20 protein-coding genes are annotated in these 26,671 nt (G+C 69.1%); 10 read left to right on the top strand and 10 right to left on the bottom strand.

The window, feature by feature from the left end; all coding sequences use genetic code 11:
• Positions 1-9: 9 nt before the first annotated feature.
• Entirely contained in the window at positions 10-1,917 is a 1,908-nt protein-coding gene (locus A9G05_RS08710) for a diguanylate cyclase (RefSeq protein WP_069560593.1), read from the bottom strand.
• A gap of 210 nt (positions 1,918-2,127) precedes the next feature.
• Here A9G05_RS08710 and A9G05_RS08705 point away from each other — a divergent pair, with 210 nt between their 5' ends.
• Positions 2,128-4,422 (top strand): YgiQ family radical SAM protein, encoded by a 2,295-nt coding sequence (locus tag A9G05_RS08705; protein ID WP_044401200.1) that lies wholly within the window; start codon positions 2,128-2,130, stop codon positions 4,420-4,422.
• 79 nt (positions 4,423-4,501) lie between these two features.
• Here A9G05_RS08705 and A9G05_RS08700 read toward each other — a convergent pair whose 3' ends face one another.
• The 7 genes from A9G05_RS08700 to A9G05_RS27600 form a co-directional block, all read right to left on the bottom strand.
• Positions 4,502-5,434, bottom strand: coding sequence for a transglutaminase family protein (locus A9G05_RS08700; protein WP_069560592.1), 933 nt, complete (start codon positions 5,432-5,434; stop codon positions 4,502-4,504).
• Positions 5,434-7,929: a circularly permuted type 2 ATP-grasp protein gene (locus A9G05_RS08695; protein ID WP_069560591.1), complete on the bottom strand. Its 2,496-nt coding sequence runs from the start codon at positions 7,927-7,929 to the stop codon at positions 5,434-5,436. The genes A9G05_RS08700 and A9G05_RS08695 overlap by 1 nt, the downstream gene beginning before the upstream one ends.
• Before the next feature lie 27 nt (positions 7,930-7,956).
• Entirely contained in the window at positions 7,957-11,238 is a 3,282-nt protein-coding gene (locus A9G05_RS08690; RefSeq protein ID WP_069560590.1) for a DUF2126 domain-containing protein, read from the bottom strand.
• 292 nt (positions 11,239-11,530) lie between these two features.
• Positions 11,531-11,905: a GNAT family N-acetyltransferase gene (locus tag A9G05_RS08685; RefSeq protein WP_305879753.1), complete on the bottom strand. Its 375-nt coding sequence runs from the start codon at positions 11,903-11,905 to the stop codon at positions 11,531-11,533.
• A gap of 75 nt (positions 11,906-11,980) precedes the next feature.
• Positions 11,981-12,355 (bottom strand): DUF393 domain-containing protein, encoded by a 375-nt coding sequence (locus A9G05_RS08680; RefSeq protein WP_069560588.1) that lies wholly within the window; start codon positions 12,353-12,355, stop codon positions 11,981-11,983.
• 71 nt (positions 12,356-12,426) lie between these two features.
• Positions 12,427-13,014 carry a TIGR00730 family Rossman fold protein gene (locus A9G05_RS08675; protein WP_069560587.1) on the bottom strand — a complete coding sequence of 196 codons (588 nt, stop codon included), beginning with the start codon at positions 13,012-13,014 and terminating at the stop codon, positions 12,427-12,429.
• Between the two features lie 101 nt (positions 13,015-13,115).
• Positions 13,116-13,253 carry a hypothetical protein gene (locus A9G05_RS27600; RefSeq protein ID WP_165672068.1) on the bottom strand — a complete coding sequence of 46 codons (138 nt, stop codon included), beginning with the start codon at positions 13,251-13,253 and terminating at the stop codon, positions 13,116-13,118.
• 118 nt (positions 13,254-13,371) lie between these two features.
• On the opposite strand from A9G05_RS27600, the gene azu reads away from it, so the two are divergent.
• The gene (gene azu, locus A9G05_RS08665) at positions 13,372-13,821 is read left to right on the top strand and encodes an azurin (RefSeq protein ID WP_069560585.1); all 450 of its coding nucleotides are present in this window, start codon (positions 13,372-13,374) and stop codon (positions 13,819-13,821) included.
• 427 nt (positions 13,822-14,248) lie between these two features.
• Here azu and A9G05_RS08660 read toward each other — a convergent pair whose 3' ends face one another.
• Positions 14,249-15,274, bottom strand: coding sequence for a DUF1338 domain-containing protein (locus tag A9G05_RS08660; RefSeq protein ID WP_069560584.1), 1,026 nt, complete (start codon positions 15,272-15,274; stop codon positions 14,249-14,251).
• A gap of 80 nt (positions 15,275-15,354) precedes the next feature.
• A complete protein-coding gene (locus A9G05_RS08655; RefSeq protein WP_044401243.1) occupies positions 15,355-16,266 on the bottom strand; it encodes a LysR substrate-binding domain-containing protein in 912 nt (303 codons plus the stop codon).
• Positions 16,267-16,396: 130 nt separating this feature from the next.
• On the opposite strand from A9G05_RS08655, the gene A9G05_RS08650 reads away from it, so the two are divergent.
• The 8 genes from A9G05_RS08650 (at position 16,397) to A9G05_RS08615 (ending at position 25,846) form a co-directional block, all read left to right on the top strand.
• Complete coding sequence (locus A9G05_RS08650; RefSeq protein ID WP_069560583.1) at positions 16,397-17,887, top strand: aldehyde dehydrogenase family protein; 1,491 nt, start codon at positions 16,397-16,399, stop codon at positions 17,885-17,887.
• A 33-nt stretch (positions 17,888-17,920) separates the two neighbouring features.
• Entirely contained in the window at positions 17,921-19,204 is a 1,284-nt protein-coding gene (locus A9G05_RS08645) for an FAD-binding oxidoreductase (protein ID WP_069560582.1), read from the top strand.
• Between the two features lie 438 nt (positions 19,205-19,642).
• Entirely contained in the window at positions 19,643-20,764 is a 1,122-nt protein-coding gene (locus A9G05_RS08640) for a branched-chain amino acid ABC transporter substrate-binding protein (protein WP_069560581.1), read from the top strand.
• 275 nt (positions 20,765-21,039) lie between these two features.
• Positions 21,040-21,954, top strand: a complete 915-nt coding sequence (locus tag A9G05_RS08635) for a branched-chain amino acid ABC transporter permease LivH (RefSeq protein WP_069560580.1) — start codon at positions 21,040-21,042, stop codon at positions 21,952-21,954.
• A 2-nt stretch (positions 21,955-21,956) separates the two neighbouring features.
• Positions 21,957-23,234 (top strand): high-affinity branched-chain amino acid ABC transporter permease LivM, encoded by a 1,278-nt coding sequence (gene livM / locus A9G05_RS08630; protein WP_069560579.1) that lies wholly within the window; start codon positions 21,957-21,959, stop codon positions 23,232-23,234.
• Positions 23,231-24,106: an ATP-binding cassette domain-containing protein gene (locus A9G05_RS08625; protein WP_069560578.1), complete on the top strand. Its 876-nt coding sequence runs from the start codon at positions 23,231-23,233 to the stop codon at positions 24,104-24,106. Before livM ends, A9G05_RS08625 begins: the two co-directional genes overlap by 4 nt.
• Positions 24,103-24,819: an ABC transporter ATP-binding protein gene (locus A9G05_RS08620; protein ID WP_069560577.1), complete on the top strand. Its 717-nt coding sequence runs from the start codon at positions 24,103-24,105 to the stop codon at positions 24,817-24,819. The genes A9G05_RS08625 and A9G05_RS08620 overlap by 4 nt, the downstream gene beginning before the upstream one ends.
• A gap of 97 nt (positions 24,820-24,916) precedes the next feature.
• The gene (locus A9G05_RS08615; RefSeq protein ID WP_069560576.1) at positions 24,917-25,846 is read left to right on the top strand and encodes an ornithine cyclodeaminase family protein; all 930 of its coding nucleotides are present in this window, start codon (positions 24,917-24,919) and stop codon (positions 25,844-25,846) included.
• The last annotated feature ends 825 nt before the right edge of the window (positions 25,847-26,671 follow it).

Here is a 26,671-nt window from a genome sequence, read left to right as displayed (position 1 = left end):
GGGAGAGGCTCAGGTCAGCCCGGTCGACACCTTCAGCACGTCCAGGCGCAGGCAGGCCTCGCCGGAAAGCTCACCGTTGTCGCCGAAGATCGCGAAGCCCGAACGCCCCCGGGCCTTCACCCGGTAGAGCGCCTGGTCCGCCGTCTTGTACAGGCCGGCGAACTGCCGGGCGTGGTTCGGGTAGAGCGCCACGCCGATGCTGATGGTCACCGTCAGCTCGTGTTGGCCGTAGCACACCGGCCTGGACAGCTCCGCCAGCAGACGCTCGGCGATCTCCCGCGCGTGGGGCTCGGCATCCGGCCCGCAGATCAGCACCGCAAACTCGTCCCCGCCCAGACGCGCCACACTGTCGCCACCCCGCACGTGCTCGCGCAGGCGCTGGCCGATGGCCCGCAGCATCGCATCGCCGGCGTCGTGGCCATGGCGGTCGTTGATCGGCTTGAAGTGGTCCAGGTCGATCAGCATCAGTGCCACCGTCTCCTCGCGGCGCCCGGCATTGGCCAGGGCCTGCTCGGCGCGGTCGATCAGATGGCGGCGGTTGGGCAGGTCCGTGAGGCTGTCGTGGAAGGCCGCATGTTCCAGCTCGCACTCCCGCTCGCTGAGGCGCTGGTTGGCCGCCGCCAGTTCCGCCGTGCGCCGGGTCACCGCCGCCTGCAGCTCATCCGAACTGGCCTGCATCTGCGCCAGCCGCGCGGTCTTCTCGCGGTCGGCCAGCTCCAGCGCAGCCGCCTTCTCCTGCTTGAGCATCTGGATGCGGTAGGCCAGGGCGAAGGAGAACAGGATGGACTCGGCCGCCACCGCGATGGGAAACATGTAGGCCGTGAAATTGGTGGGCTGCACGATCCCCGCCGCACGCATCACCAGCACGGCGGTGCTGATCAGCACCGTGCCGTAGCCCACCAGGTAGAAGCGTGCCGGGAAGAAGCCCTGGTACCAGCGCACGCCGGCGCTGACCAGCGCGGTGGGCACCGTGACGATGGGCGTCAGGGCGATCAGCAGTGCGCCCTCGGCGCGGTAGCCGAGGGCGTTGATCAGGATGGCGATGGCATAGAGCACGCAGCCGGTGTTGAACGCCCGATCCGCCCACATCAGCCCGCGCCGGGTGTAGAGCAGCTCCTGGGTGAAGCGCATGACGAAGATGCCCCACAGCGAGGGCAGGGTGATGCGGTCCAGCCAGAACGGCACTGGCCAGTCCCCCCAGAAGTACTGGAAGCCGTGGCCGGTCATGCTGAGGATGAACACCAGCGCGCAGCCGGTGGCCAGCACGTACCAGAAGTAGGCCTTGTCTCGCAGCGCAACGAGGATGAACAGGTTGTAGAGGAACAGCGCCAGGATCACCCCGTAGATGATGCCGAAGCCCAGGTTCTCGGTGGCGCGCAGGTCCTGCAGGTCCTGCAACTGCCAGACCTTGAGCGGGAAGGAGTTGCCGGCCGGATCGTAGCTGCGGAAGTAGAAGGTCAGCCCTCGCTCATCGACGGGCGGCAGGCGGAACACCATGCGCCGGTAGTCGTGGTCGCGGCCCTCGGCGAAGGGCACGCTCTCGCTGGTGACGCGCTCCCGCCAGCCGCCCTGGCCATCCGGCAGGAACAGGCTCACCCGGTACACGGTGATGCCCGAGTTCTCCAGCCACCATTGCGCCGGAGCCCCCGGCGCGCGGGCCAGTTGCACCTTCACCCACCACTGGCTGCGACTCTGCCCCACTGAAGCACGCCCCTCGGCCGGCACGAAGCGCGCCTGCACCGCCGGGTCGGCCATGTCGGCGATGGTCAGTTGGCCGCTGGGATCTTCGAGGAGTTCGATGGAGCCGTTGAGGGTAAGGCCGCTGCTATCGGGTTGCAGCGTGAAGGGTGCTGCGCCGGCGTGCGTGCACAGGCCAAGAACACCCAGCAGAACCAGGGGGATGAGTCGAGACAACACCGCACGCTCCTGTGTGCCCGTTACCGGTGGAAGCGGGCGATCTTGTTATCGGCGGGAGTATAGCCATTGGACATCAACGCTTCATGACAGCAGCACGAAACGTGCCGTCATCTGTCCGAAGCACCCTCAAAAAACCCAGCGTGGGAGTCGGGCTTGTACATTTTTTGTGCTATATTCCGCGCCCCCGTGAAAGCCAGCTGATCAAAAAACATGCAAGCCGCCAAGCCACTGTTCGACTACCCCAAGTACTGGGCCGAGTGCTTCGGGCCCGCCCCCTTCCTGCCCATGAGCCGGGAAGAGATGGATCAGCTGGGCTGGGATTCCTGCGACATCATCATCGTCACCGGCGATGCCTACGTCGATCATCCTTCGTTCGGCATGGCCATCATCGGCCGCCTGCTGGAGGCCCAGGGCTTCCGCGTGGGAATCATCGCCCAGCCCGACTGGCGCTCGAAGGACGACTTCATGAAGCTCGGCGAGCCGAACCTGTTCTTCGGGGTCGCTGCCGGCAACATGGACTCGATGATCAACCGCTACACCGCCGACCGTAAGATCCGTTCCGACGACGCCTACACCCCCGGCGGCGTCGCCGGCAAGCGCCCCGACCGCGCCAGCCTGGTCTACAGCCAGCGCTGCAAGGAAGCCTACACCCACGTCCCGGTGGTGCTCGGTGGCATCGAAGCCTCCCTGCGCCGCATCGCCCACTACGACTACTGGCAGGACAAGGTGCGCCGCTCCATCCTCATGGACGCCACCGCCGACATCCTCCTCTACGGCAACGCCGAGCGCGCCGTGGTCGAGATCGCCCAGCGCCTGTCCCGTGGCGAGGCCATCGAACGCATCACCGACGTGCGCGGCACCGCCTTCGTCCGCCGCGACACCCCCGAAGGCTGGTACGAAGTGGACTCCACCCGCATCGACCGCCCGGGCCGCGTCGACAAGATCATCAACCCCTACGTCAACACCCAGGACACCGAAGCCTGCGCCATCGAGCAGGCCAAGGGGGAAGTCGAGGACCCGAACGAAGCCAAGGTCGTGCAGATTCTCGACAGCCCGCGCATGACCCGCGACAAGACGGTGATCCGCCTGCCGTCCTTCGAGAAGGTGCGCAACGACCCGGTGCTCTACGCCCATGCCAACCGCGTGCTGCACCTGGAGACCAACCCGGGCAACGCCCGCGCACTGGTGCAGAAGCATGGCGAGGTGGACGTGTGGTTCAACCCACCACCCATCCCCATGACCACCGAGGAAATGGACTACGTGTTCGGCATGCCCTACGCGCGCGTGCCGCACCCGGCCTATGGCAAGGAGAAGATCCCCGCCTACGAGATGATCCGTTTCTCGGTGAACATCATGCGTGGCTGCTTCGGTGGCTGCACCTTCTGCTCCATCACCGAGCACGAAGGCCGCATCATCCAGAACCGCTCCCACGACTCGATCATCCGCGAGATCGAGGAAATGCGTGACAAGGTGCCGGGCTTCACCGGCGTGGTCTCCGACCTCGGCGGCCCGACCGCCAACATGTACCGCATCGCCTGCAAGGACCCGGAGATCGAGCGTCACTGCCGCAAGCCGTCCTGCGTCTTCCCCGGCATCTGCGAAAACCTCAACACCGACCACAGCTCGCTCATCGAGCTGTACCGCAAGGCGCGCGCACTGCCCGGCGTGAAGAAGATCCTCATCGCCTCCGGCCTGCGCTACGACCTGGCCGTGGAGTCCCCCGAGTACGTCAAGGAGCTGGTGACCCACCACGTCGGCGGCTACCTCAAGATCGCCCCGGAGCACACCGAGCGAGGCCCGCTGGACAAGATGATGAAGCCCGGCATCGGCAGCTACGACCGCTTCAAGCAGATGTTCGAGAAGTACTCGAAGGAAGCGGGCAAGGAGCAGTACCTCATCCCGTACTTCATCGCTGCCCACCCCGGCACCACCGACGAAGACATGATGAACCTCGCCCTGTGGCTCAAGCGCAACGGCTTCCGCGCCGACCAGGTGCAGGCCTTCTACCCCTCGCCCATGGCCACCGCCACGGCCATGTACCACTCGGGCAAGAACCCCCTGCGCAAGGTCACCTACAAGAGCGACGGCGTCACCATCGTCAAGAGCGAGGAACAGCGCCGCCTGCACAAGGCCTTCCTGCGCTACCACGACCCGAAGAACTGGCCGCTGCTGCGCGAGGCCCTGCAGCGCATGGGCCGCGCCGACCTGATCGGCAACGCCAAGCACCAGTTGATCCCCACCTTCCAGCCCCAGGCCGACGAGTACCACAGCGCCCGCCGCAAGAACTCCACCACGGCCGGCACACGCAAGGCCGGCAGCACCGGCAAGGTGCTCACCCAGCACACCGGCCTGCCGCCCCGTGGCAGCGATGGCAGCAAGCCCTGGGACAAGCGCGAGCAGGCCAAGGCGGCAGCCCAGGCGCGCAAGCGCGCCGAGGAGAAGGCCGCCGGGCCCGGCAAGGGCGGTGGCAAGAAGCCCGCAAAGCGCCCCGTCGCGCCACGCTAAATGAAAACGCCAGCCTTCGGGCTGGCGTTTTTGTGTGTGCGCTCCAGCGGATGAGCCTCCCGGCTGCCGGGCGTGGAGACTAAACCGCCATCTCCCACAACGGCATCACCGTCACCCGCACCTCCGGGTCATGGCTGCCGCCCCCGAGGATCACCCCCCGCAGCGGCGAGACGTCCGAGAAGTCCCGGCCCCAGCCCAGGGTGATGTGCTCCAGGGCCGGCAGCATGTTGTTGGTCGGGTCGAAGTCCACCCAGCCGTACCGGGGGCAGTACACCGACACCCAGGCGTGGGAGGCGTCGGCGCCGATCAGCCGGGGCTGCCCCGGTGGTGGCTGGGTCAGCAGGTAGCCGCTGACGTAGCGTGCGGCCAGGCCCCGCGAGCGCAGGCAGGCCAGCATCAGGTGGGCGAAGTCCTGGCACACGCCACGGCGGCGTTCCAGCACTTCCACCAGAGGCGTCGCCACCTGGGTCGCGTCGGCGTCGAAGTCGAACTCGCGGAAGATCTTCTCCATCAGCGCTGCCACGCCCCGCAGCAGCGGTCGGCCGAGGGGGAAGCAGTCCTCGGCGTAGTCGGCGAACTGGCGCTTCAGGCGCACGTAGGGTGACTCGCTGCGGAAGCGGCAGGCCTCCAGCGTGTCCGCCGGCAGCGGCCGCCCGGTGTAGGCCAGGCCGGCCAGCACCTGTTCCCAGAGCGGCGAGGCGTCGAGGTCGCAGGGGCCACGGGGCAGCACCTCCACCAGCAGCCGCGCGTTGACCTGCAGTTCGTCGTGGGGTCGCTCGAAGGCCAGCCGGGTCAACGGGTTGCCGAACACGTCCAGCCCGTCGCTGCGGGTCGAGGGCGCGGGGTGGATCTCCAGGGACTGGCCATGGCAGCGCTGCCAGGGGCATTCCCGGGGCCACAGGTGCACCTGCTGCTGCGACAGCGACACCGGCGAGGTATAGCGGTAGAGGGTGTCGTGGAACACCTGGTAGCGCGCGCCCTGGGGCGCGAGGGAGAGGGCAGGGGCGTGCATCAGGTGGACACCGTTTGCTGGCTGACGTCATCGACATGGGCAAAATAGCGCAGCCCGAGGCGGTCGGAGAGCTGGCCGGCGAGGGTGGCGATCTCCTGCAGCAGGCCGGCCAGCCCCTCCAGCACCTCGTCGACGCTGTCGGCGCCGAACAGCGGGTTCTCCAGGCTGCCCAGGTCGAAGGCCAGCAGGCGCCCGATCAGCCCGCTGAGCACCAGCTCCTGGGGCGCCCCGAAGGTCTCGTGCACACGTGCCAGGGAGCGTTCCAGCGCCTGCAACTGGAAGCGCAGGGCGTGGGGGTTCTGTTCGTGCAGCAGCAGCAGGTCCAGCACCGGGATCAGTTGCGGCGAGGCCAGGTAGCGCGAGCGGTAGGTGATGGTGCTGTTGCCCAGCTCCAGCAGCCAGTCCAGGGTGCCGGCCTCCCAGGCCGCGCCGCCGCGCAGAACGCCGGCGATGGCCTCGGCGAAGAACTGCACCCGCTCGATGCGCCGGCCGATCATCAGGAAGCGCCAGCCGTCGTCGCGGGTCATGTCGTCCAGGGCGAAGCCCGACAGCGCCGCCATCGACATCAGCAGCCGCCCGAGGAAGTCCAGGGCATCGCCCAGGTCCACCTGGCGCGGGTCGAGGGCATTCACCTCGCGTTGCAGCTCCAGCAGCGCGTGCCAGTTCTCCCGTGACAGGCGCCCGCGCACCTGGGCGGCCGACCCGTGCAGCCGGCGCAGGTTGGCGCGCAGGCTGAAGGGCCAGTCCTCGCTCAGCAGGGCGTCCAGCAGACGTCGCTCCAGGGGCGCGTCGCCGGCTGGCAACTGCCCCAGTTGGCCGGCCAGGTGCAACGCGCTGTGCAGCGCCTGCTCGTCGCCGTCGGCGTCCACGTAGCGGGTCAGCACCACCCGCAGCAAGCGCGCCGAGTCGTCGCAGCGCTCGGCGTAGCGGCCGAACCAGAACAGGTTCTCCACCAGCCGCGAAGGCAGGTACGGGTCCTGGCGCACCAGGTCGCGCACCCCCAGTTCGCGCGGGCGCAGCGGCTCCCCGGTCACCGGGCGGTCGGCCAGCACCCAGGTGTCCTTGCTGGCACCGCCGCGCTGCATGGACACCACCTCGGCATCCGCCTCCGAGGCCACCCGCGTCAGCCCGCCGGGCATCACCCAGTAGCCGCCGTCGGCCGTGGCCACCGCGAACACCCGCATGCCGATGGCACGGGCCTGCAGGGTGCCGCCGTGGTCCGGCTGCCACACCGGGGCCAGTGACAGCTTTGCCTGGTGCTGCGCCACGTAGGCGTGGGGACGGGCCCGCAGGCGTTGGTGCAGGGCCTCACGCTCGGGGGCCGAGAGGGTGTGGCCGAAGACCGGCTCGAAACTCTGGGAAGGGAAGGCCGGCTTGATCACCAGCCCCTCCAGCCCGGTGAGGATGTCCCCCAGCGCGCCCGGTTCGCCGCACCAGCGGGTGCCCACGGTGGGCAGCAGCAGCTCCTCGCCGAACAGGCGGCGGTTCACCCTCGGCAGGAAGCCCAGCAGCCCCGGTGATTCCAGCACGCCGCTGCCCAGGGCATTGGCCACCAGCACCCGGCCCTGGCGCACCGCCTCCAGCAGGCCGGGCACACCCAGGGCCGAGTCGGTGCGCAGCTCCAGCGGGTCGCAGAAGTCGTCGTCCAGGCGGCGCAGCACGGCGTGCACGCGCTTCAGGCCGCCCAGGGTCTTCAGGTAGAGGGTGGCGTCGCGCACCGTCAGGTCGCTGCCTTCCACCAGGGGATAGCCCAGTTGCCGGGCCAGGTACAGGTGCTCGAAGTAGGTCTCGTTGAAGCGTCCGGGGGTCAGCAGCACCACCAGCGGCGTCTCGCCATCGCCGGGGGCCTGGCGCAGCAGGGTGTTCTGCAGGGCGCGGAAGTAGCCGGCCAGGTACTGCACCCGCAGGTCGCGGTACAGCTCCGGCAGGGCACGGGAAACGATCTGCCGGTTCTCCAGTGCATAGCCCGCGCCGGAAGGGGCCTGGGTGCGGTCGGCCAGCACGTGCCACTGGCCGTCGGCATCGCGCGCCAGGTCCACCGCGTAGCTGTGCAGGAAGCGCCCGCCCGCCGGGCGGATGCCCTGGCAGGGCCAGAGGAAGCTGGTGTGGCCGAACACCAGCTCGCTGGGCAGCAGGCCCTCGCCGAGCAGGCGCTGGTCGCCGTAGAGGTCGGCCAGCACCGCGTCCAGCAGGCGTGCGCGCTGGGCCACGCCAGCGGCGATGGGCGCCCATTCCGCCGCGCTGAGCAGGTTCGGCAGCAGGTCCAGCTCCCAGGGGCGGTCGGTGCCCTTGGGGTCGGCGTAGACGTTGTAGGTGACGCCGTTCTCCTGGATCTGCCGTACCAGCAGTTCCTGGCGCTGGCGCAACTGGGCCGCGCCGCTGCGCGCCAGTTGCTGGTGCAGGCGCTGCCAGTGGGGGCGCACACGGCCCTCCGCCTCCAGCAGCTCGTGGTAGGCGGTGGGGCTGTAGGGGTAGTGGGCGAGCAGCTCAGGCATCGGGGACTCGGTTCAGGGTGGCCCGGATCAGCGGCGGCGCAGGTCCAGGGTCATGGGCAGTTCGTCGCTCCTCGCCGGGGCGCTGACCTCCAGCGTGCCGGGGCTGTGCCCGTGGCGGAAGAAGCGCGCCAGGCGCCGGCTTTCCGCCTCGTAGGCGTTGACCGGTACGCGCTCGTAGTTGCGCCCGCCCGGGTGGGCCACATGGTACTGGCAGCCGCCCAGGGAGCGCTGCATCCAGGTGTCCACCAGGTCGAACACCAAGGGTGCGTGCACGCCGATGGTGGGCTGCAGGCACGCGGCCGGCTGCCAGGCGCGGTAGCGCACGGCGCCGATGTACTCGCCGACCCGGCCGGTGTTCTGCAGCGGCACCGGTTCACCGTTGCAGGTCAGCACATAGCGGTCCGGGGCCAGGCCGCCGAGGCGCACCTGCACCCGCTCCAGGGAGGAGTCGACGTAGCGCACGGTGCTGCCGATGGCGCTTTCCTCACCGAGCACGTGCCAGGGCTCCAGGGCCTGGCGCAGCTCCAGTTCGATGCCTTTCACGGCGAAGTCGCCGTACCGCGGGAAGCGGAACTCGAAGTGCGGGTCGAACCAGTCGCTGCGCACCGGGTAGCCGGCTTCGTTCAGCTCCTGCACCACGTCCTCGAAATCCTGGCGCACGACGTGCGGCAGCATGAAGCGGTCATGCAGGTCGGTGCCCCAGCGGGCCAGCTTCGGCGGTGCGTAGGGCGTCTCCCAGAAGCGTGCCACCAGCCCGCGCAGCAGCAGCTGCTGGGCCAGGCTCATGCGTGCGTGGGGCGGCATCTCGAAGGCGCGCAGCTCCAGCAGGCCCAGGCGGCCGCTGGCGCTGTCGGGGGAATAGAGCTTGTCGATGCAGAACTCGGCGCGGTGGGTGTTGCCGGTCACGTCCACCAGCAGGTTGCGCAGCAGCCGGTCCACCAACCAGGGCGGGCAGTCGCTGCCGGGCGCGGGCATCTGCGAGAAGGCCACTTCCAGCTCGTAGAGCGCATCGTTGCGCGCCTCGTCCACCCGGGGCGCCTGGGAGGTGGGGCCGATGAACAGGCCGGAGAACAGGTACGACAGCGACGGGTGGTTGTGCCAGTAGCTCACCAGGCTGCGCAGCAGGTCCGGGCGGCGCAGGAAGGGCGAGTCCGTCGGGGTGGCGCCGCCGAGGACGAAATGGTTGCCGCCGCCGGTGCCGACGTGGCGGCCGTCGACCATGAACTTCTCGCTGGCCAGCCGCGTCTGCCGGGCCGCTTCGTAGAGGAACTCGGTGCGCTCCTCCAACTCGTCCCAACTGCTGGACGGGTGGATGTTCACCTCGATCACCCCCGGGTCCGGGGTGACGCGGAAGAACTCCAGGCGCGGGTCGCGCGGCGGCTCGTAGCCCTCCAGCAGCACCGGGCAGGCCAGGGCCCCTGCGGTGGCCTCGATGGCCGCCACCAGTTCCAGGTAGGCCTCCAGCTCGCCCAGCGGCGGCATGAACAGGTACAGCCGGCCCTCGCGGGGCTCGGCGCAGAGCGCGGTGCGGGTGATGCCGCCGGCGGACTGGTGCGTGCCGGGCGGCTGCTGTGCCGGCGTGGCGGCCCCATGGCGCGGCTGGGTGCGCAGCTCGGCGGCTCGGCGCAGCGGGGGGAAGGCCTGGCTGGGGTCGGCGGCCTGCACGTAGGGGTAGTCCGCCTCGCTGACCCAGGGCTGCGAGTCCAGCGGCAGGCGATAGCCCAGCGGCGAGTCGCCGGGGATCAGCCGGCAGTGTTCGTCCCGCAGGAACCAGGGGCCGGTCTGCCAGGCGTCGCCGGCCGGGCTGCGCGCCAGCGGCAGCACCTGCCCGACCACGCTGCCCAGGCCGCGCTCGAACACCCGGCGCAGGCGTTCACGCTCCAGCGGGTCGGCCAGGCGCGGGTCGTCCGGGGTGACGTTGATCGGCAGGCGGCGCTCGCGCCACAGGTAGTAGAGGGCGTCTTCATAGGCCGGGAACAGCGCCGAGTCCGGCAGGCCCAACCGCTGGGCCACGCTGGCCAGGAAGCGCGCCGCCAGCTCGGCGTCGGCACCGTAGTCGCGGCGTTCGTCGGCCAGCAGGGCGCGGTCCTGCCAGACCGGCTCGCCGTCCTTGCGCCAGAAGCAGTTCAGCGACCAGCGCGGCAATTGCTCGCCGGGGTACCACTTGCCCTGGCCGAAGTGCACCAGGCCCTGGGGCGCGTAGTGGTCGCGCAGGCGGTGGAACAGCTCGGCGGCCAGGCGACGCTTGTTGGGGCCGAGGGCGGCGGTGTTCCACTCCGGGTCGTCGGGGTAGTCGATGGCGACGAAGGTCGGTTCGCCGCCCATGGTCAGGCGCACGTCGCGGGCCAGCAGGTCGCGGTCGATGCGCCGGCCGAGGTCCTGGATGGCCTGCCATTGCGCGTCGCTGTAGGGGCGGGTGACCCGCGGCGCTTCCCAGACCCGCTCCACGCGCATGCTGTGGCCGAACTCGCACTCGCATTCCTCCAGCATCCCGCTGATGGGCGCGGCGGAGGAGGGCTCGGGGCTGCAGGCGAGCGGGATGTGGCCCTCACCGGCGAACAGTCCGGACGTGGGGTCCAGGCCGATCCAGCCGGCGCCGGGCAGGTACACCTCGCACCAGGCGTGCAGGTCGGTGAAGTCCACCTCGGTGCCACTGGGGCCGTCGAGGGCCTTCTGGTCGGCGGTGAGCTGGATCAGGTAGCCGGAGACGAAGCGCGCCGCCAGGCCCAGGTGGCGCAGCAGTTGCACCAGCAGCCAGGCCGAGTCGCGGCAGGAGCCGGAGCCCTTCTCCAGGCTCTCCTCGGGGCTCTGCACCCCCGGCTCCAGGCGGATCAGGTAGCGGATGTCGTTGGCCAGGCGCTGGTTCAGCTCCACCAGGAAATCCACCGTGCCCCGGGGCGTGCGGTCCACGCCGGCCAGGTAGTCGGCGAACAGCGGGGTGGCCGGCAGGCGGATCAGGTAGGGCGCCAGTTCGCGGGCCTCGTCGGCGGTGTAGTCGAAGGGCGCCAGCTCGGCGTAGGGCTCAAGGAAGAAGTCGAAGGGGTTGAACACCGCCATCTCGGCCACCAGGTCCACTTCGACCTTGAGTTCGCCGGTCTTCTCCGGGAACACCAGGCGCGCCAGGTAGTTGCCCTGGGGGTCCTGCTGCCAGTTGATGAAGTGCTGCTCGGGCAGCACCTTCAGGCTGTAGCCGAGGATGCGGGTGCGGCTGTGGGGCGCCGGGCGCAGGCGGATCACCTGCGGACCGAGGGCAATGGCCCGGTCGTAGCGGTAGTGGGTGACGTGATGCAGAGCGACGTGGATCGACACGGCGTGCCTCCTGCGAGCCTGGGCGATGAGCCTGCTGCGCAAGTCTCATGCCAGCGGCCAGGGTCCTGTTTTGGGGTGGTCGACGGCGCTTGCGGCACCGCATTGGGGCCGCAACCGCACCGTTTCGAGCGGCCTGCACGAAAATGGTTCGTGCCGCCCTCGGGTCGGTTCCGCGGGTGAGCTTAGACAGGGGCGATACGCCTGGCAGGCTCCGTCATGGTTTTTATTGAGTTGGCCCTGTGGTGCTGAAAAGACGTGTAGCCAGGTTTTCAGGAGGCTGCTGCCCGGCGGTTCAGCCGGGTAGGCGCAGGTGCAGGATGGGGAAGGGGCGGCCGGAGCCGTCCAGCTCGGAGCGCTGCTCCAGCTCGAAGCCCAGGTGGTAGTAGAAGCCCACGGCCTGAGGGTTCTGCTCGTTCACATCCACCGCGCGGGCGCCGTCCACGTCGATGGCGTGTTGCATCAGGCGGCGCCCCAGGCCCTGGCCGTGGCAGGCCGGGTCGACGAAGAGCATCTCCACCTTGCCCTCTGCGGTGCCGACGAAGCCGTGCAACTGGCCGACCGCGTCCCGTGCGGCGGTGAGCCGCACGCAGTCCAGGTAGGTGTCGCGCACCAGGGGACGGAAGAAGTCGATGTCGTCCTCGCCGAGGAAGTGATGGGTGGCGCGCACGGCGGCTTCCCAGACGGCTGCCAGGCGCTGGCGGTCGGCGTCGGTGAGGGGAAGAGGGTTACCAGGTCCATTGGGTTACCAGTGTCCTTTGCGTCGGTTCCAGCGGTAGAGCAGGCGGGCGAAGGCCCTGTAGCCTAGCTGCGCCAGATAGTGGATCAGGGGCAGCGATATCAGCCGGGCCTTCCAGCGCTCTTTCGGCGAGTGGCGCCAGAGCACGATGAAGGCGTCCACGCCCATGCGCTTCACGCCCTGTTCATCCACCACATGCAGGCGCTCGCGCACGTATTCCAGCGATTCGCCGATCTCCGCGACGGCGTCGTTGTCCTGGTGGATGTCGGCCCATTGCACCTGGCAGGCGGTGGTCTTGTCCTTCTGCCCTTCGATGCCCGCCCGGCACACCGGGCAGGCGCTGTTGTAGTAGACCTTGATGCGGTCCTGGTCATCGGCCATGGGGCACTCCCTGCGCGGGCCGGATCGGCCCGGACGCCAGGGTGCTGCAGCGCCCTCGGGCTGTCCAGCGGTCAGTGCGGCTTGCGGTCCACCCACTTGGGCGCGACGGTGGGCTGCCAGGCTTCCAGGCGGCCGAGCAACTGGTCGGGGGTGCCGCCGACCTGCAGCATGCCGCGGTGCTGGTCGCGCACGAAGCGCTCTTCCACCAGGTGGTCGAGGAACTCGGTGAGCTTGCCGTAGAAGCTGTTCACCTCCAGCAGGCCCAGGGGTTTGCTGTGGTAGCCGAGCTGGCCCCAGGTCCACACCTCGAACAGTTCCTCCAGGGTGCCCAGACCGCCCGGCAGGGCGATGAAGGCGTCGGCCAGTTCGGCCATGCGGGCCTTGCGTGCGTGCATGCCGTCCACCACTTCCAGGCGGCTGAGGCCCTTGTGGCCGATCTCGGCCTCTTCCAGGCTGCGCGGGATGATGCCGATCACCTCGCCGCCAGCGGCCAGGGCCGCATCGGCCACGGTGCCCATCAGGCCCACGGCGCCGCCGCCGTACACCAGGGTGATGCCGCGCTCGGCGAGGGTGCGGCCCAGGTCGCTGGCCGCGCGTTGGTAGATGGGTTTGGCGCCGGGGCTGGCGCCGCAGAATACGCAGACGGAGCGCAAGGTCATGATCGGTTCCTGGCGAAAAAAGCGCGCAAGATTACCGACTTCGCACCCGTCCCGGAAGCGGCGCATGGGCGCAGCTTCCGAACGGTAGGGACGCGCCGGGCTCAGTCGGCGCAGGTGCCGCTGGCGCCGGCGGCGTAGGCGGCGAGCAGGCTCTGCAGGACGTTCATGGCAAGGCTCCGTGGGGATGACGTGCACAGCCTAGGGGCGCCCGCCGTGCCTTGCACGACAAGGCTTTGCATGGCCCCGATAGGCACTTGCCAATCGTGCGGCCCGTTGCCGCAGGTTATGGGAACTGGCCTCCGAGTCAGGCAGTCTTCCATGTCGGGCGCTTTGCCCGAACCTGCCAAGGAGAAACCCATGATTCGCAAGCTCGTCGTTGCATCCGTGCTGGCCCTGGCCAGTGCTCCGCTGCTCGCTGCCGAATGTGCCGTGGATGTCGAGGCCACCGACCAGATGACCTTCAACACCAAGGAAATCAAGGTCAGCAAGAGCTGCAAGAGCTTCACCGTGAACCTCAAGCATGTGGGCAAGCTGCCCAAGGCTGTGATGGGTCACAACTGGGTGCTGACCAAGACCGCCGACGCTCAGTCGGTTGCCACCGAAAGCATGGCCGCCGGTGTCGACAAGGACTACGTGAAGGCCGACGACGCCCGCATCATCGCTCACACCAAGCTGATCGGTGGCGGCGAGAGCACCAGCGTCTCCTTCGACGTGTCCAAGCTGGCTGCGGGTGAAAGCTACGAGTTCTTCTGCTCGTTCCCCGGCCACGTGGCGATGATGAAGGGCAACCTGGCCCTGGTCGACTGATCACTCAGGCAAGGCAAGAAGGCCGCTCATCGAAGCGGCCTTCTTCATTGGGGTGTATGGATTCTGGACAGTTATCGAGTTCGCGGACGTCTCTGGTTTCGCCCCGCCGGGCGAGTTTCTTTTTTCAGTCGTCGGAATGCCGCCCACAAAAAAGAAACCAAAAAGGCTCGCCCCTGCATACGGGTCCCGCTGCGCGGGACTTCCCTCGCTCCGTCGTCGTTCCAGGGGCCCGCGCTGACGGGCCATCCCTGGCCCGGCAGCGCTCTCGCGACATCCATGTCGCTCAACCCCTTCCACGACGATTCCACTCGGCCTCCTGAAGGGGCAGGTCTCGCTGCCCCACCATCCGACCTTGGAATGGGAACGGCATGTGCTTCAGCCTCGCACCTTTCCCCTAGGAGCGAACTCCCGGGCAGGGAAGCCCGTATCAGGCCCCGACCTGCCCCGCGGTCATCTTGAAGATGCCCTGGGCATTGCTGCTGTCGAAGGCCAGGTCCAGGCGGCCGGTGCTGTCGTCCACCTGGCGCTGGATGAACTCCACGAAGGACCCCGGAACCTCCCGCTGCACCGGGCGGCCGCTGGCGTCCAGCAGTTCGCGCCGGACCTGCACGGCGCGGTAGGCGGTCTGCAGGACGCGGCCGGAGGCGGAGACCTCGATGCTCGGTTTCATCGGCCGGCCCTTGGCGTTCTGCTCGGCCACCAGGGCCTCCAGGTCGGCGACGCGGTCTGTCAGGTGGTTGAACATGTTGCCCTCGGTGGCGATCCAGGCCATCTCCACGCTTTCCTCCCGCAGGCGCAGGTAGTCCGCTTCGTGCGGGGCCGGGTGCTGGCGGCCGAAGGCGGCGTGGAGCGCCGGGAGCAGTTCGCGGGCCTGGGCCGGGCTGCACTGGCGCTCCCGCCAGAGCTGGTCGAGCACCACCAGGTGCGCGGGCGAGAGCGGGTCACGGCTTTCGCCCACCACGCGGCTCACGGCCTCGCGGAAGCCTTCGCTGAAGCGTCCCGGGTGCAGTTCGGAGACGAAGAACTGGGCGATGTCCTCCGGCAGGTCGAGGTGGCGGTAAGCGTGCCCGGTCATGTTCAGGCGGGTCAGCGGGTAGGTGCGCACGTCGGTGAAGCCCAGGGGCTCCAGCAGGCGGTTGAAGGCCTGGCGACCGCGCGGCAGCGCGCCGTTGTCCGGCCAGTCGACGGTGCGGATGGCGCCGTGGTCGAAGCACACCTGGCGCCCGGCGGCGCGCTGTTCCTCGACATAGGTGCGGCCGATGGGCACCGCCTCCACCAGTTTGTGGAACAGGCACAGGTTGAGCGCCTCGGCCAGCCAGGCGCGGTGCACCTGCCGGTCATCGAGGGGGAAGGCGGCCAGGCCCTCGGGCACTTCCACGTGGGTGCGTACCCAATGGGCGGCGTCGGGGCCGATCACATGGGCAACCAGGTCGAACAGGCGGTCGGTGGACATCGGCGGCTTCCAGCGGCGAGGACGATGGCGCTATCCAAGCAGCCGGGCGGGGGCGCGGCAAACGAAAAAAACCGCTGCATTCATTCCGTTTTTTCCTGATGGGGCGGTTCCAGTTGCTCGCGCATCCAGCGCACGAAGTCGCGCACCTTGGGCACCTCGGCGGTGTGCTCGGGGTAGGCCAGGTAGTAGGCGTTGCGGCTGGGCATGGCGTGGTCCCAGGGGATCGCCAGCTTGCCCTCGGCCAGTTCCTCTTCCACCAGGAAGCGCGGCAGCAGGGCCACGCCGCAGCCGGCCTGGGCGGCGCGGATGCACATGTAGGAGGTGTCGAAGCGCGGCCCGTGGTAGCTGTGCTCGGTGTGCCGGCCCTGGCTCTGGAACCACTCGTGCCAGGCTTCCGGGCGGGTGGCGTTCTGCAGCAGCACCAGGCGGGTGAGCTGGGTGGGGTCGGTGAAGGGCGCCTCGGGCAGGGTGGAGGGGGCGCACACCGGCACCACTTCCTCGCTGAACAGGCGGATGCACTCGGCGCCGGGCAGCGCGCCCTGGCCGAAGAACAGCGCCACGTCGGCGCGGCCCTGCACCAGCGCATCCGGCTCCAGCTCGTTGCGCACGTCCAGGTGGATGTTCGGGTGGCGCAGGCGCCAGCCCTTCAGGCGCGGGATCAGCCAGCGCGCGCCGAAGGTGGGCGGCGTCGCCACCCGCAGCACCTCGGTCTCGCCGCCGTAGGACAGCATGTAGTGGGTCGACATCTCCACCTGGGTGAGGATCTTGCGCACCTCGGCCAGGTACAGCGCGCCCGCCGGAGTCAGTTGCAGGCGCCGGCGCACGCGGCGGAACAGCAGGTGCTGGAGCATGTCCTCCAGTTGCGCCACCTGCTTGCTCACGGCGCTCTGGGTCAGCGCCAGCTCCTCCGACGCGCGGGTGAAGCTCAGGTGCCGGGCCACGGCCTCGAAGCATTGCAGGGCGGTGAGGGAGGGCATGTGGCGCTTGAGCATGGGCGGGTCCGGGCGGCTGGGGTTCATGAGCAAACGGAATGATATGTGGAGCAAAGGTCGTTTGTTGGCAAGCCCCCGGAGCGGCTAATACTGGCGCCGACCTTTCATCCCGTGCTTTCCAGGAGTTCCCATGGTTGCCGCATTGCTCGATCGCCTGGGCGTCGCCCCCGGCCTCTACCAGCAGGGCGATCACGCCGTGCACACCCCCATCGACGGCAGCGTCATCGGCCGGGTGCGGCTGCAGGGCCGTGACGGGGCGCGGGCCTGCATCGAGCGGGCCGACGCCGCCTTCCAGGCCTGGCGCCAGGTGCCGGCGCCCCGCCGGGGCGAGCTGCTGCGCCGCTTCGGCGAGGCGCTGCGTGCCCACAAGGCAGACCTCGGCGAGCTGGTCTCCCGGGAGGCCGGCAAGATCGCCCAGGAAGGTCTGGGCGAGGTGCAGGAGATGATCGACATCTGCGACTTCGCCGTCGGCCTGTCGCGCCAGCTCTACGGGCTGACCATCGCCTCCGAGCGGCCGGGCCACCACATGCGTGAGACCTGGCACCCGCTGGGTGTGGTCGGGGTCATCAGCGCCTTCAACTTCCCGGTGGCGGTGTGGTCGTGGAACGCCGCGCTGGCGCTGGTGTGCGGCAACAGCGTGGTGTGGAAGCCCTCTGAGAAGACCCCGCTCACCGCCCTGGCCTGCCAGGCGCTGTTCGAGCGCGTGGCCGCTGACTTCAGCGATGCCCCGGCGCACCTCTGCCAGGTCCTGCTGGGCGCCCGCGAGGCCGGCGAGGCGCTGGTGGACGACCGTCGCGTGGCCCTGGTCAGCGCCACCGGCAGCACCCGCATGGGCCGCGACGTGGCGCCCCGGGTGGCGGCGCGCTTCGGTCGCAGCATCCTCGAACTGGGCGGCAACAACGCCATGATCCTCGCCCCCAGCGCCGACCTCGACCTGGCGGTGCGGGCCATCCTCTTCAGCGCCGTCGGCACCGCCGGCCAGCGCTGCACCACCCTGCGCCGGCTGATCGCCCACGAGTCGGTGAAGGCCGAGATCGTCGAGCGGCTGAAGGTCGCCTATGCCCGCGTGCGCATCGGCCACCCGCTGGAGGGCAACCTGGTCGGCCCGCTGATCGACCGGGGCAGCTTCGAGGCCATGCAGGCCGCGCTGGACAAGGCCCGCGCCGAGGGCGGCACGGTGTTCGGCGGCGAGCGCCAGTTGGCCGAGCGCTACCCTGGCGGCTACTACGTGTCGCCGGCCATCGTTGAGATGCCGGGGCAGACCGAGGTGGTGTGCCACGAGACCTTCGCGCCGATCCTCTACGTCATCGGCTACCACGACTTCGACGAGGCGGTGGCGCTGAACAACGCCGTGCCCCAGGGCCTGTCGTCCTGCCTGTTCAGCACCGACGTGCGCGAGGCGGAACGCTTCCAGTCGGCGGTGGGCAGCGACTGCGGCATCGCCAACGTCAACATCGGCCCCAGCGGGGCGGAGATCGGCGGCGCCTTCGGCGGCGAGAAGGAAACCGGCGGGGGCCGCGAATCCGGCTCCGACGCCTGGAAGGCCTACATGCGCCGGCAGACCAACACCGTGAACTACTCCCACGAACTGCCGCTGGCCCAGGGCATCACCTTCGATTGAGCGGGTCGCTACAGCGGCCCTGAGGAGTCGTGCATGTCCCTGCGTTCGTCCTGTCTCTGGGAGTCCGTGACACCAGCGTTGCCCGAGGCCGCTGCGCTGTCCGGCGAGGTCCGGGCCGACGTCTGCGTCATCGGTGGCGGCATCACCGGCCTGAACGCCGCCCTGCGCCTGCTGGAGGCGGGGCGCCGGGTGTGCGTGCTGGAGGCCCATGAAGCGGGGCACGGCGGCTCCGGGCGCAACGTCGGGCTGGTCAACGCCGGCCTGTGGATTCCGCCGGACGACATCGTCGCCGGGCTCGGCGAGCCGGTCGGCGAGCGCCTCAACCGCACCCTCGGCGGCGCCCCGGCCCAGGTGTTCGAGGTGATCGAACGCTACGGCATCGACTGCCAGTTGCGCCGCGAAGGCACCCTGCACATGGCCCACAACGCCCGCGGCCAGGCCGACCTCGCCAGCCGCTGCGCCCAGTGGCAGCGGCGTGGCGCCCCGGTGGAGCTGCTCACCGGCCAGGCCTGCCGCGACGCCACCGGCACCGACCGCATCGCGGCGGCCCTGCTGGACCGCCGCGCCGGCACCCTCAACCCCATGGGCTACACCCGGGGGCTGGCGCGGGCGGTGGTGGGGCAGGGCGGCCAGTTGTTCCACCACAGCGCGGTGACCCGGCTGGAGCGCCAGGGCTCGCTCTGGTGCGTCGCCACCGAGCGCGGCACCGTGATGGCGCCCCAGGTGGTCATCGCCTCCAACGCCTACACCGAAGGGGAGTGGACCGAGCTGCGCCGCCACTTCTTCCCCGGCTTCTACTACCAGGTGGCTTCGGCGCCGCTGACCGGCGAGGCCGCCGCGCGCATCCTGCCGGGCGGGCAGGGCTCCTGGGACACCCGCCAGGTGCTCAGCAGCATCCGCCGCGACGCCGAGGGCCGCCTGCTGCTGGGCAGCCTGGGCAATGGCGCGCAGAAGCCGCTGTGGTTCCTCAAGGCCTGGGCCGACCGTATCCAGGGTCACTACTTCCCCTACCTGGGCAAGGTGGAGTGGACCCACACCTGGACCGGCTGCATCGCCTTCACCCCGGACCACCTGATGCGCCTGTTCGAGCCAGCCCCCGGGCTGGTGGCGGTCACCGGCTACAACGGCCGGGGCGTCACCACCGGCACCGTGGTCGGGCGCGCCTTTGCCGACTACCTGCTGGGCGCCTCGCCGGATGCCCTGCCGATGCCCTTCCAGCCGATGACGCCGGTGGCCGCCGTGGGCCTGCGCAGCGGCCTGTACGAGCTGGGTTTCTCCCTCTACCACGCCGGGCAATGCCTGCGGGTGGTCATCTGATGGGCCACCGCCCCGACCGCCCGGCCGGGCGCGGTGCGGCCCCTTCGCGACAGCGGCGCGCCGAGCCGGGCCTTCGCCCGGCCTGCGACGCCGTGTCCATCACACTGTCGGCAATCCGGACCGCCGCCCGGGCGGTCATGCACTAGCCTGTATGGGTGCGCGAGCCCGCCGCCCGCGCACCAGGCGTGTGCACTTCGGTGACAGTGGCAGTTACCAGGGGTTGCGCTTGCGGCGCCGTGGGTTGCTATTGCCTGGCAAGTGCCCGGAGTCATGGGTTCTGCTTGGTTGCACCTTTGTCGGGAGGCGGGTTGCACATTGCCGTTCCAGACGGTTCGGAGGGCTGTACGACGTTTTTTCAGGATGCGCAAAAACGAGTGGCACGGCGCTTGCTGAAGTAACCGCTGCCCACACATAACCTCCCTCAGGAGCACAACTCCCATGCCTCACAAGTCTTTCAAGAAAGGTGTTCTGGCTGTTGCGGTTTCCAGTGTTATGAGTCTGTCTTCCCTGGCGTTCGCCGATGTGGTGATCGGTGTCGCCGGGCCCCACACCGGGGCCAACGCCTCCTTCGGCGAGCAGTACTGGCGTGGTGCGACCCAGGCCGCCGAGGACATCAACGCTGCCGGCGGGGTCAACGGCGAGAAGATCAAGCTGGTCAAGGCCGACGACGCCTGCGAGCCCAAGCAGGCCGTGGCGGTGGCCAACCGCCTGGTGGACCAGGACAAGGCCATCGGTGTGGTCGGGCACTTCTGCTCCTCCTCCACGATCCCGGCGTCGGAGGTCTACGACGAGGCGGGCATCATCGCCATCACCCCCGGCTCTACCAACCCGACGGTGACCGAGCGTGGCCTGTCCGGCATGTTCCGCATGTGCGGCCGTGACGACCAGCAGGGCATCGTCGCCGGCGACTACATCGTCGACGTGCTCAAGGCCACCAAGGTGGCGCTCGTCCACGACAAGGACACCTACGGCCAGGGCCTGGCCGACGCCACCAAGGCGCAGTTGGCCAAGCGCGGCGTGAAGGAGGTGCTGTACGAGGGCCTGACCCGTGGCGAGAAGGACTTCAACGCTCTGGTCACCAAGATCCGCGCCAGCGGGGCGGAAGTGGTCTACTTCGGCGGCCTGCACCCCGAGGCCGGTCCGCTGGTCCGGCAGATGCGCGAGCAGGGCCTGACGGCCAAGTTCCTCTCCGGCGACGGCATCGTCACCGACGAGTTGATCACCACCGCCGGCGGCCCGCAGTACGTCAAGGGCGTGCTGATGACCTTCGGCGCCGACCCGCGCAGGATCGCCGACGGTGCCGCCGTGATCGAGAAGTTCCGCGCCAACGGCTTCGAGCCGGAAGGCTACACCCTCTATGCCTATTCCTCCCTGCAGGCCCTGGCTGCGGGCTTCAACGGCGCCGGCGCCAACGACCCGGCCAAGGCGTCCGCCTGGCTGAAGGCGAACCCGGTGCAGACCGTGATGGGCAAGAAGGAATGGGACACCAAGGGTGACCTGAAGGTGTCCGACTACGTGATCTACGAGTGGGATGACCAAGGCAAGTACCACCAGCAGTAAGCGCCGGCCGGGAACGGCCGCGCGGCGGCCCGGCGGTGTCCATGACGCCGCCCGGCCTGCGAGCGACCGACCCCCGGTGTAATGGCTCGGCCGGCCCGCCAGGTGCCACCCGTACCTGGCCGGTCGGTGTATTCCGGGTCCCGCTCGAATCCCACCTGCTTGTGCCGCGCAGGCGACTGCCCGACGTAACACGGCGATTCAGTGGCACCCGTCCGATTTCACTCGCGGGGGCTGGCCGAACCCAAGGCCCGTCCTCCAGAAGACGAGACTGATCAATGGACGGCATCTTCCTGCAACAGCTGATCAACGGCCTGACCCTCGGGTCGGTCTACGGGCTCATCGCCATCGGCTACACCATGGTTTACGGCATCATCGGCATGATCAACTTCGCCCATGGCGAGGTGTACATGATCTCCGCCTACCTCTCGGCCATCGGCCTCGCGCTGCTGGCCTTCTTCGGGCTCGAATCCTTCCCGCTGCTGATCCTCGGCACCTTGCTGTTCACCATCGCGGTGACCGGTGTCTACGGCTTCGTGATCGAACGCATCGCCTACAAGCCGCTGCGCAACTCCACGCGCCTGGCGCCGCTGATCTCCGCCATCGGCATGTCGCTGATCCTGCAGAACTACGTGCAGTTGGCCCAGGGCGCCCGCCAGCAGGGCGTGCCCACGCTGCTGGACGGCGCGTTGAAGTTCCACATCGGCGACGGTTTCGTGCAGCTCACCTACACCAAGGTGTTCATCCTGGTGGCCGCCTTCATCGGCATGGGCGTGCTCACCTACGTGATCCAGCGCACCAAGCTCGGGCGCATGTGCCGTGCCACCCAGCAGGACCGCAAGATGGCCTCGATCCTCGGCATCAACACCGACCGGGTGATCGCCTACGTGTTCGTCATCGGCGCCGCCATGGCCGCACTGGCCGGCGTGCTGATCACCATGAACTACGGCACCTTCGACTTCTATGCGGGTTTCATCATCGGCATCAAGGCGTTCACCGCCGCAGTGCTCGGCGGCATCGGCTCACTGCCCGGGGCGATGCTCGGCGGGATCATCCTCGGGGTCGCCGAGGCGCAGTTCTCCGGGATGGTCAACACCGACTACAAGGACGTCTTCAGCTTCTCCCTGCTGGTGCTGATCCTGATCTTCCGTCCCCAGGGCCTGCTCGGCCGCCCGCACGTCGCCAAGGTGTAAGCATGTCTTCTGCCTCCAAGATCGATATCAAGAAGAGCCTGGTGGACGCCATCGTCGCCGGCCTGCTGGCGCTGATCGTGTTCGGCCCCATCGTCGGGGTGGTGCTCGACGGCTACAGCTTCAACCTGCAGCCGGAGCGCGTCGCCTGGATGGTCGGCGCCGTGGTGGTCGGCCGCTTCTTCCTCAGCCTGTACCTGCAGAGCGCCGGCGGTGCCGGCCTGCTGGAGCGCTTCGAGCGCGGCGGCTCCGGCGTCCATGTGCTGCCGCCGGACCACCGCAGCGCCCTGCGCTGGGTGCTGCCGCTGGTGATCGTCGCCGCGGTGATCTTCCCCTTTTTCGCCAGCAAGTACCTGCTCACCGTGGTCATCCTCGGGCTGATCTACGTGCTGCTGGGCCTGGGGCTGAACATCGTGGTCGGCCTCGCCGGCCTGCTCGACCTCGGCTACGTGGCCTTCTACGCCATCGGTGCCTACGGCCTGGCGCTGGGCTACGAGCACCTGGGGCTGGGTTTCTGGAGCGTGCTGCCGCTGGCCGCCCTGGCTGCCGCCCTGGCCGGGGCCATCCTCGGCTTCCCGGTGTTGCGCATGCACGGCGACTACCTGGCCATCGTCACCCTCGGCTTCGGCGAGATCATCCGCCTGGTGCTGAACAACTGGCTGAGCTTCACCGGCGGCCCCAACGGCATGTCGGTGCCGTCGCCGACCTTCTTCGGCCTGGAGTTCGGCCGGCGGGCCAAGGACGGGGGGACGCCGATCCACGAGTTCCTCGGCATCGCCTACAACCCCAACCTGAAGTTCCTGTTCATCTACGTGGTGCTGTTCCTGGTGGTTCTGCTGGTGCTCTACATCAAGCACCGCCTCACCCGCATGCCCGTCGGGCGGGCCTGGGAGGCGCTGCGCGAGGATGAGATCGCCTGTCGCTCCCTGGGCCTCAACCATGTGCTGGTGAAGCTCTCCGCCTTCATGCTCGGCGCCTCCACCGCCGGCCTCGCCGGGGTGTTCTTCGCCAGCTACCAGGGCTTCGTGAACCCCTCGTCCTTCACCTTCTTCGAGTCGGCGCTGATCCTCGCCATCGTGGTGCTTGGCGGCATGGGCTCCACCGTCGGTGTGGTGATCGCTGCGTTCGTGCTGACCATCGCCCCGGAGATGCTGCGCAGCTTCGCCGACTACCGGGTGCTGATGTTCGGCATCCTCATGGTGGTGATGATGATGTGGCGGCCGCGCGGGCTGATCCGCATCAGCCGTGCCGGTTTCGCCCCGCGCAAAGGAGTTGCGCCATGAGCCAGGACACCATCCTCAGCGTGCGCAACCTGATGATGCACTTCGGCGGCATCAAGGCCCTCAACGACGTCAGCCTGGACATCCAGCGCCACTCCATCTCGGCCCTGATCGGCCCCAACGGCGCCGGCAAGACCACGGTGTTCAACTGCCTCACCGGCTTCTACAAGGCCACCGGCGGCAGCATCCTGCTGGACGCCGGGGGCACCTCCACCGACGTCATCCAGGTGCTCGGCGAGCCCTTCCAGCCCACCGACTTCGTCAACCCGGCGCGCTTCGGCAGCCGTCTCTACTACAAGATGTTCGGCGGCACCCACCTGGTGAACCGCGCCGGGCTTGCCCGTACCTTCCAGAACATCCGCCTGTTCCGGGAAATGTCGGTGGTGGAGAACCTGCTGGTGGCCCAGCACATGTGGGTCAACCGCAGCCTGCTGGCCGGCGTGCTCAACACCCCGGGCTTCCGCCGCTCCGAGCAGGAGGCCCTGGACCACGCCTTCTACTGGCTGGAGGTGGTGGACCTCACTGACTGCGCCAACCGCCTGGCCGGCGAACTCTCCTACGGCCAGCAGCGCCGACTGGAGATCGCCCGCGCCATGTGCACCCGGCCGCAACTGATCTGCCTGGATGAACCTGCCGCCGGCCTCAACCCGGCGGAAACCGAGGCGCTCAGCCGGATCATCCGCACGCTGCGCGACGAACACCAACTGACCGTACTGTTGATCGAGCACGACATGGGCATGGTGATGAGCATTTCCGACCACATCGTGGTGCTGGACCACGGCATGGTGATCGCCCAGGGCGGCCCCGACGCGATCCGCAACGATCCGAAGGTGATCGCCGCCTACCTGGGCGCCGACGAGGAGGAGGTCGCATGAGTGCCCCCCTGCTCGAATTCAAGGATGTCGACGTCTTCTACGGGCCCATCCAGGCCCTGCGCCAGGTCAGCCTGCACATCAACGAAGGGGAGACGGTGAGCCTCATCGGCGCCAACGGGGCCGGCAAGTCCACCCTGCTGATGTCGATCTTCGGCCAGCCCCGCGCGGCTGCCGGGCAGATCCTCTACCAGGGCATCGACATCACCCGCAAGTCGCCGCACTACGTGGCCTCCAACGGCATCGCCCAGTCCCCCGAGGGGCGCCGCGTGTTCCCCGACATGAGCGTGGAGGAGAACCTGCTGATGGGCACCATCCCCATCGGCACCGCCCATGCCGACGAGGACATGCAGCGCATGTTCGACCTCTTCCCCCGGCTCAAGGAACGGCGCAACCAGCGCGCCATGACCATGTCCGGCGGCGAGCAGCAGATGCTCGCCATCGCCCGTGCGCTGATGAGCCGGCCCAGGCTGCTGCTGCTGGACGAGCCGTCCCTGGGGCTCGCGCCCATCGTGGTCAAGCAGATCTTCCAGACCCTGCGCGAGCTGGCGAAGAGCGGCATGACCCTCTTCCTCGTGGAGCAGAACGCCAACCACGCGCTGAAGCTCTCCGACCGCGCCTACGTGATGGTCACCGGGGAGATCCGCATGAGCGGCACCGGCGAGGAACTCCTGGGCAACCAGGAGGTGCGCAACGCCTACCTCGGCGGCCACTAGCCAGCCGTCACCCCACGCCGCCACCCGGGCCACCGGGGGCGGCTGCCCCAGGAACGCGGCCACCGGCAGGGTGGCCGTGGCGGCAAAGGAGCGCGTCATGTCCAGCATCCGTTTCTTCACCAATGCCGAGGTCGCGGCGACCCTGGCCTATCCCGCACTCATCGAAGCCCTGCGCCAGGGCCTGGCACAGCCTGCCGAGGCGCCGGTGCGCGCCTGCCACGCCCTGCCGCAGGACGCCTCGCTGCTGTGCATGCCGGTGTGGCGCGCCGGGCAGGGCGTCGGCGTGAAGCTGGTGACGGTGTTCCCCGGCAATGGCGCCCAGGGCCTGCCCGCCGTGGCGGCGGTGTTCGCCCTGTTCGACGACGTCACCGGCCAGCCCCTGGCGCTGCTCGAGGCCTCCGAACTCACCGCCCGGCGCACCGCCTGCACCTCGGCCCTGGCGGCCGACCACCTGGTGCGCGCCGACGCCGAGCGCCTGCTGGTGGTGGGCACCGGCACCCTGGCGCGGCATATGGTGCGGGCCCATGGCTGCGTGCGCGGGTACCGCCGCATCGAACTCTGGGGCCGTGACGCGGGCAAGGCCGCGGCGTTGGCCACCGCGCTGCGCGACGAGGGCTACCCGGTGCAGGCGATCCGCGACCTGGCCAGTGCCGTGGCCACGGCGGACTGCATCAGTTGCGTCACCACCTCCCGCGAGCCGCTGGTGCGGGGCGAATGGCTGCGCCCCGGCACCCACCTCGACCTGGTCGGCGCCTTCCTGCCGAGCATGCGCGAGACCGACTCCGCCGCCGTGGGCCGTGCCCGCGTAGTGGTGGACACCCGCGAAGGCGCGCTGGAGGAAGCCGGCGACCTGCTGTTCGCCATGGCCGACGGCGCCTTCGACGCCGACCGCCTCGACACCGAACTGCGTGACCTGCTCGCCGGGCGCGGCGCCCGGCGCGATGCCACGGAGATCACCCTGTTCAAGTCGGTGGGCTACGCCCTGGAAGACCTGGTGGCTGCGCGCCTGCTGTTGGCCAGCGCCTGAGTCAGGCGCTCCATCTCGCCCGTAGGAGCGAGCTCTGCTCGCGAAGGACGTAGGGTGGACCGCGCTTCACCGGTCCACCAGACGGGGGCATGGCGAACGCCCTTGGTGGATGGAAAGAGCGCCATCCAACCTACGCCCCGAGCGGCGATGCCCCGTGCGTGGCGGCCATGTAGGGTGGGCCGGGCGGCGTTCCGCTTCAGCCCACCAGCGGTGGTCAGCGTGGGCTGAAGCCCACCCTACGGCACCGCACGCTTCCTGGACGAATGAATGCGCCCCTACCGGCGGCAGGCGGGCACTTCGGGCTGCTCACAAAATCTGTGGACCGGGCTGTTGAAAACATGTGGGCAGCTGGCTGCCGGGCCCGACCAGCGGTCGTCCGCGGCGGTTGCTCGGGATTCGTACAGCCAGGGTTTTTTTAAGCAGAACAGTTGCTTGCATGTGGGCCTTGAAGTGCCCTGGCAGTTATCCCCGTCGCCTGTGGATAACTGTGTGGGCAAGCTCTGGAGCCCTGGCCGGCGGCCCCTGCCGTCGGGGCGCCGGTCAGGCTGCACGAAAAATCACCAGTCACGTCCCCGTGACTTCGTGAAGGCCGCGTGATTGCTGGCGTTCACGAACGAAGGCGAACGGCCGGGCCGGGGTGGCCAGGCCCGCTGGAGTTGTCCCCATGATCTGTGGAACAGCCTGTGGCCTGCCTGTGGAAAACCTGGGGGCGGATGGCGCAATCCCACGCCCTGCAAGGGCCCGTTGGCGGCCGCCTGGAAATCCGCCACGGGCTAGGAGAACCCGCCCGCTTTCTGGCACTGTGGGCGCCCCGTGACATAGCCC

This window comes from Pseudomonas sp. ENNP23 (assembly GCF_001728945.1).
Taxonomy (GTDB): Bacteria; Pseudomonadota; Gammaproteobacteria; order Pseudomonadales; family Pseudomonadaceae; genus Metapseudomonas; species Metapseudomonas otitidis.
The sequence above is the reverse complement of the archived record's forward strand: the minus strand, read 5'-3'. Positions and strand labels throughout refer to the sequence as shown.